General features: G+C 61.4%; 5 protein-coding genes and 1 pseudogene. 1 reads left to right on the top strand and 5 read right to left on the bottom strand.

The window, feature by feature from the left end; translation table 11 throughout:
- Positions 1-394: 394 nt before the first annotated feature.
- The 4 genes from Q4543_RS23485 to Q4543_RS23470 all read right to left on the bottom strand — a co-directional run bounded on the left by Q4543_RS23485 (position 395) and on the right by Q4543_RS23470 (position 4,655).
- Entirely contained in the window at positions 395-1,102 is a 708-nt protein-coding gene (locus Q4543_RS23485; protein WP_303442409.1) for a class I SAM-dependent methyltransferase, read from the bottom strand.
- A gap of 105 nt (positions 1,103-1,207) precedes the next feature.
- On the bottom strand, positions 1,208-2,323 hold the full coding sequence (locus Q4543_RS23480; protein ID WP_303442407.1) for a helix-turn-helix domain-containing protein: 1,116 nt from the start codon (positions 2,321-2,323) through the stop codon (positions 1,208-1,210).
- Between the two features lie 191 nt (positions 2,324-2,514).
- Positions 2,515-3,438, bottom strand: a complete 924-nt coding sequence (gene repB, locus Q4543_RS23475) for a plasmid partitioning protein RepB (RefSeq protein WP_303442404.1) — start codon at positions 3,436-3,438, stop codon at positions 2,515-2,517.
- Positions 3,438-4,655, bottom strand: a complete 1,218-nt coding sequence (locus Q4543_RS23470; protein WP_216003696.1) for an AAA family ATPase — start codon at positions 4,653-4,655, stop codon at positions 3,438-3,440. Before Q4543_RS23470 ends, repB begins: the two co-directional genes overlap by 1 nt.
- Before the next feature lie 329 nt (positions 4,656-4,984).
- Between Q4543_RS23470 and Q4543_RS23465 the strand changes: the two genes are divergently transcribed.
- Positions 4,985-5,413, top strand: coding sequence for a PACE efflux transporter (locus Q4543_RS23465; RefSeq protein WP_303442399.1), 429 nt, complete (start codon positions 4,985-4,987; stop codon positions 5,411-5,413).
- A gap of 664 nt (positions 5,414-6,077) precedes the next feature.
- Here the strand turns inward: Q4543_RS23465 and Q4543_RS23460 are convergent.
- Positions 6,078-6,256 (bottom strand): annotated as a pseudogene (locus Q4543_RS23460) (IS3 family transposase); the annotation flags it as partial.
- Positions 6,257-6,396: the final 140 nt, after the last annotated feature.

Below are 6,396 nucleotides of genomic sequence, written 5' to 3'. Positions count from 1 at the left end.
TCACACCCGGCCGCGCGCTGCGCTACGCCGGGGGCTCCGCGCGCGGCCTCCTACACCAAGCGTTGGGACACTACCATACACAATGGCCCTGCCCCATCAGCCCGGCCCTAAGATCCCGGCGCAGACGATGATGTTTTGCCTTCCAGTCACGCGATTGGCGGGGGGGGGGCGGGCCTGTTCCACGCCTCGAAACGGCGGATCTCATCCATCTAGTGGCTCAGGATCACAACCACCCCTTCCGAGCCTCTAGGGAAATATTGCATGGCGGCAGGTCTGCGCCAGTGCGCACGCTTTATACGGTGAGGCGGCGCCGTCAGGTCGACACGGATGAGATCGGCTCGCGTCTCAACATAACCATGAAAGCCGCCAGATCATCATCTTCGTATGACTACTTTCAACACCCGAGGGGTCGGGCCACGAACAGAACCTGCCCGCGCGGGAGCATCACGTTCTCACGCGTTTGCGTCCAGCCGCAGGCCAATGCCAGCGCGGCGACATCTTCTTCCAGCATATGAAATGGCGCGCGTCCGGCATGGGTGACCACGCCGTCGCGCTGTCGGTATGGCGCCTGCGCAGTTGCTGCGTCAGGCGCAAGGAACACGGTGAAAAGCAGCATCGATAGATGATCGAAGCGGCGCAGCCCAATCAGTGCGCGCCGCAGGTAATCCATCGTCAGATGAGGAAAAACTGCGAAGGCGATGGCATGGGTTATACAGTCAGAGACGCCTGGAAAGCGGAACCCGGTATCCTCGATCAGTTGCGCTTCATCCAGCTGTTCTGGATCTGCCAGCTCTTCCCGATGCCCGGCCAGCAGGATCGCACGCGATGCATCTGTCGCCCAGTAATGGCCGCGGTCAAGGTAAGGCACGGCCTTGCAGCCAAGTCGCAGCGCCCCTGCCCCGATATCAAGAAGATGGTGGTGCGGCTTCAGCCCGGCTTGCTGCAGTATCGACATCTGTACCCGTCCAGTTTCGTCCCAGCGTCCACCAACGATGTCACGGTGCCTCCCAGCGGCGATCGCAGATGAATAGAAATCAGGTTTCTGGTAGGGATTGCTCGACACGGATGCGGGCTTTCGGGCTATGACGGATGCGGGCTCCATGCGCCCTGCCCGCTCGTTTCGTCAAGGGTGGCTATGCTGGCGATGAATGTTCCGGCATCACGTGCTGAAATCCTGAGTTCAAACGAAACGTATTTATGACCGCGGTCATACTCCGATCTCCAAGCCAATATGACCCCGGTCATAGTGGTGTATATGCCTTACATGGTTGGTTTTGGCTGGCTTTCGGAGTTCGAGGCGTCTGAGCATCGACGCGACATATGCATCTGGCCGCTCTATGCTGGAAATGCGTCCTGCGAGATCATCCAGGCAGCGTGCTATTCCATGAAGTCCGAGGGTTACTGCCATACGATCTCTTGTTGCGGGTCTGAGCCCAAGGAAGCCGCAGACGTCATGGATCCTCGTCAGCAGATCTCTTTCGTGTGCTGGCGGTGTCGGGTAATATTCCGATAGCGTGGGGCAGGTTTGCCAGATTTCGGCAATGCTTGTTGCCGGTTGCTTATATATTTCTTTTTGTTTGGAGTCTGAGTGCCGGACAGTTTGTCCGGCATCCTCGGCCATGATGTCCGGCGTGGAAGCTGGTTCGGCGGCTTTGACAGGGGTCTCATTCGAGAGGGCTTGGCTCAAGTTCTCCTCGATCCGGGCAAGCGCGTCGAGACCCGGAACCGCACGGCGCAAGGTGTTGCGGATGTCGCGGGCAAGCTCGCAGAACCAATCAGGCAAGGCGGTTTGCGCAGCCTCGAACTGCCTGCGGGCCGCGGACAATCGAGCGCTGATGCGGGTGCAGATCGCTTTGCGCTCGGCCTCCAGGTCGCGCCTCTCTTGCCGGACCAGCAGGAGGCGGGGTAGGGCGTCAAATAGGGGGCGCAGGTCGAGGCCATAAGCGTCAATAACCCGGCCCGCGCCATTCCGCACGGGAAACCGCCGGCCATTGGCCGACAGCTTGCGGGCAACCAGCCCGAGCGCTTCGAGACGCGCCTCGCCGCGACGAAACCGCCGCTCATCCATGCAATTGGCGCGCTCCAGAAGCACTGGCAGCCCGGCGTAAGACACCAGTACCTGCTCAGAGCGGATCGGTCCCTTCGCCAGCACCGAAAGATGCGCGGACAGCACTGACAATTCACGTTCGCCTAGCTTTAGCTCGCGTGAAATCTCTCGCAACAGGGCAAGAACCTCCCAGCGATCATGGCTGAACGGGATGTTGGATTGGGGCATAGCCTTGCCATGCCCCGGGGCGATTGCCCGCGGAACGGATGATGTCATGGGTTGTCAGACGGCAAAATCCCACCGTTCACCGAAGATCGATGTTGAAAACGATTCGATTTCAGGGTACCAAGAAGTTGCTACACATCTTGAGAACCCTTCGGAGCCTCGGTTTCGGAGGGTTTCTTTTTTGCCTTTCGTCTGCTCCTTTTCCTGGTTTCTAACTGCTCCCGGGGGTGGCCCCCGGCTCTTTATCCGCGCGCTTTGTAGGCTTCGAGAAGCGCGGGAATTTCTTTGGCAAGGTAGTCGAGGAAGTCGTCGGGGATATCCTCGCGCAGCTTTACCGTCAATTGAGTGCCGCGGCGCGTGGTGACCACCGGTGCCTCCTGCGCAGGCTTTGGCGTGCGGGGCTCGGCCTGCGGGGCAGGGGGGGTGGCCTCGCGTGCCTCGAGCTGTTCAAGCAGGGCATCGAAGCGCTCGGTGCTGTCGGGAAGATCGCTGCGCACCAGCGCCGCATCGCCTTCGCGCAGCAGCTTGGCCAGCCTGTCCCATTTGCGCCGCCCGACGCCGCGGGCCGGACCGATGCGCACCACCAGATCCTCGCCCACCGCCGTGTAGATGGATTTCATCCGGCTGATCATCGTCTGATCCACGCCAAGGAATTTCTCGACCTGCACCTGAGTGAATCCCGCCTCGAGCGCCGACAGAATGGTCCGGGCACGTTCGATGAACGACGTCTCAAGCCGGGCGTTGTTCTCGATGCCCTGCGCGACAAAGGCTTCCTCGTCGCTCATCCGGCGCACAAAGGCCTGGATCGTGTCCTGGCCTAGTTCGGTCAGCGCGCGCAGGCGGCGACGCCCGGTGACGATCTCGTAGCGGTCCCCGGGCAGGGGGCGCACCAGAATCGGGATCTGCTGCCCGTCTTCGGCAAGGCTGCGCTTGAGCACCTCAAGCCCTTCGGCAATGTCGATCCGGTCGCGGATAGGCGACGGGTCGATCTGCGCGATCGGCAGGTTGCGGAACATGCGTTCCTCGGCCGCGGCGGATTTCAGCGCGGTTTCAAGGCTGGCCGCCCCCTTGGCGAACATCGGCGAGCGACGAACCGGCTTGGGCGCGGCCTCTTCGGCATCGCTCGCGGGGGCCATCGGGAAGGTCGGGCGGGACTTGCGGGCCATCAGCGCGACTCCCGTTCAAAGGGCTCGCGGCCCCAAGATTGCATGATCTCGGCATCGACCTCATCGGCAATGCCACACAGAGATTCAAAGATCCGGTCGTAGGTCTTGCGGTGAAAGCTGCTTGGATCCAGTTCCAGCAGCGGGTTCATCGTGTTCCCGGCATCTGCGATGGCGGTGGAACTGACCATGTCATTGCGCAACATTGCCGGGCCAAGATGCGAGCGCAGGAACGACGACAGCTGCAATTGCGCCGGGTCCGACGCAGAATAGCGCGTCAGCACGAAGCGGATGAAATCGTAGCGCTTGTCCTGATGCTGCTCGACCACCTCCATGGTGCCCGCCGCCAGTTCAAGGAATTTCGCCAGCGACACCACGTCCAGCATGCCCGCGGACAGCGGGATCAGCATCCCTGTCGCGGCATAGACCGCCGCGATCACCGCAAAGGACATATGCGGCGGCGTGTCGAACAGCACGAGGTCGTAGTAATCATCGACCAGCTCAAGCGCGTCGGTGATGCGGCGATGGAACGGCGTGCCATCGCCGCCGCCACGGAACGAGGCCGAGGTCTCGTATTCGAATTCGGTCATCGACATCGAGCCGGGCACAAGGTCGATATTGGGCACATAGGTGGCGCGAATGGCCTCGGTGATCGGCACCGGGCCGCCGCTGTCATCCTCGTAGCGCAGCACATCATAGACCGAGGGCAAGCCGTCCAGATCGGCCTGAACGTCGAACATGTCGGAAAAGCTGGCCTGCGGGTCAAGGTCGATACACAGGATCCGATAGCCCCTCAGCGCCAGAAACTGCGCAAGGTTGACCGAAAGCGAGGTCTTCGACACCCCGCCCTTGAGGTTGTAGACCACCAGCCGCGCCTGTGCGTCACCGGGCTTGCGGCGGGGCATGCGCTCGTCGCCGATTTTGCCTTCGGCGTACAGCACCGACAGGATCTCGTTCACCTCGTCAGCGGTGAAATACTTGCGGTTTCCGGGTTCGGTGGTTCCAGCGGGCATGCCGGGCAGCGTGTTCAGATACTGGCGCAGGCTGTTGTATTTCACCCGCAGCGCATGTGAGACTTCGCGTACCGAAAAGCTGCGCAGCGGCTTGTCGGATTTGCGCTTGTCGGGCGCGTGCAAAAGCTCGCGCTGCTGGGTCAGCGCGGTATCGATGATGTCACTGAACTTCATCAGCTGCTCGGAGGCAAGTAGACCCGCCGTCATGCCTGTCCTCATGGTTCTTGCGTTTTTTATTGTTGTATCAGATTTTCTCTCATATTCCAGCGTTTACTGACATATGCGAAGGGCCTGTATATATCAGTGGTTTTTTGAGGAACGCAAGCCACTAAAATCCAATGAAGAAACCCTTTGGCGATCAGGCGCTACCCGCCTGTCGCAACAGGGCCATTCGCAGGGACCCCGGCCTTGGCAGGTGGCGACTCGGCAAACTGGACAAGTCTCGCCGCGCGGGCTATCTGCCTCGCAAGCGAAGACGACTTCCCCCACTTTCGGGTACCAGACTGGGACGGCCCAGCCCAATGACAGGGTTTCCCATGCGCAGTACCTCAGAGCGTCTGTTCCACGCCATCACGTTCGAAATTTTCGGCATCCTGCTGGTCGTGCCGCTAGGCGCGCTGGCCTTCGGACTTCACCTGACGACGGTGGGGCTGTTGTCGATCACACTCGCCAGCATCGCGACGCTTTGGAACTATGTTTACAACATTGTATTCGACCGGGCGCTGCTGCGCTGGCGCGGCGATCTGCGCAAGACCCCGGCGTTGCGGGTGTTGCACGCCGCGCTGTTCGAAGCCGGTTTGCTGATGGTTTCGCTGCTGCTCATCGCGCTGTCTCTGGGGGTGGGGTTGATCGAGGCGCTGCTGATGGAGGCGGGGTTTGCGCTGTTCTATCTGGTCTACGCTTTCGTGTTCAACTGGGGCTGGGACAAGGCGTTTCCCCCCGTTGCAATGGGCCATGAGGCCTGACGCCGCGCGGCGATCGCGGCAACGCAAAGACCCAGAAGCACCAGCACGTCCGGAAACCGGGTGGAGGCGGTGGCTAGCCCGCACAGCGGCATCGCCAGAACCAAGAATATCGGCACTGGCGCCAAACAGCGTGTGAAGCTGTAGCAGCGCCAAGGCGCCGGCGCCGATCAAGATCGCCGTAAGAGGACGCAAACCCCCGCTCAGCGTCTGGCCGATGGTAGGCAAGGCCCTATGGCCGCGCCCGCGGTGAAGGCACGGTCGACGCGGTGGCCGCTCGCCCTCGCTTTTCGCGCTGTCCAGATCGAACAGGGCGGCGGAGGCGGTCGAGGTGATCAACCTAGTGCTGGTTCCCGACAGGAACAGCATCCATGCCGCATCGGCCGCAGCGAACAGGATCGCACCGCAGGCAGTGATCAGCAGCGCGGGTAGCAGGGTCTGCCGGCGGGCCGCCACTCTGCGGTCAAGCCGGGGCGCAAGGAACGGCGCGATCAGCGTGCCAATCGCGTAGGTCGCAAAAACCGTGGTGCCGGCGCTTTGCGGCAATCCCCCATTCGGCGATGTAGATCGGATAAAGCGGGCTACGGGGGTGGTGCTGGCCATGAGCGCGGCAAAGATCGCCATGACCCAGCTTGGACCTGTCGCGTTTTGATGCCGCGCCAAGTTCTCATTGCGCAGCCCGAGCCTCGAAGGCCAAGGCCTCTTCCAGCCCAGGGCTGAGTGCCTGCGGCGTGGATTGTATAAGCCGTTGATGTATTGGAAAATCGCCCGATCTGCCGCGCTTCGCGTCGGCCAGGAACGCTGTCACAGCAGCTCGGCCTTCATCGTCTTGAAGAAGGTGAGGAGGGTCAGAAAACAATCTTGGGACTGTTTTCCCAGCGTAAAACGGCCGCGTTGTCGTAACGGTTTCGGTGACGTCCCCAGACGTGGTGTAGCTTACGGTGGCCATCGGGTTTCCCGGTAGGGTCGGGTTGCGAGAACCAACC

It is taken from the genome of Salipiger sp. 1_MG-2023, assembly GCF_030547555.1.
Classification (GTDB): domain Bacteria; phylum Pseudomonadota; class Alphaproteobacteria; order Rhodobacterales; family Rhodobacteraceae; genus Salipiger.
This window is presented reverse-complemented; position numbering and strand designations above follow the sequence as displayed.

What these genes read in the sequence shown, in the direction of transcription:
- Q4543_RS23465 (WP_303442399.1), top strand. Translation starts at nt 4,985, where the DNA reads ATGCGCAGTACCTCAGAGCGTCTGTTCCACGCCATCACGTTCGAAATT.
- Q4543_RS23470 (WP_216003696.1), bottom strand. Translation starts at nt 4,655, where the DNA reads ATGACGGCGGGTCTACTTGCCTCCGAGCAGCTGATGAAGTTCAGTGAC.
- Q4543_RS23485 (WP_303442409.1), bottom strand. Translation starts at nt 1,102, where the DNA reads ATGGAGCCCGCATCCGTCATAGCCCGAAAGCCCGCATCCGTGTCGAGC.
- Q4543_RS23480 (WP_303442407.1), bottom strand. Translation starts at nt 2,323, where the DNA reads ATGACATCATCCGTTCCGCGGGCAATCGCCCCGGGGCATGGCAAGGCT.
- repB (WP_303442404.1), bottom strand. Translation starts at nt 3,438, where the DNA reads ATGGCCCGCAAGTCCCGCCCGACCTTCCCGATGGCCCCCGCGAGCGAT.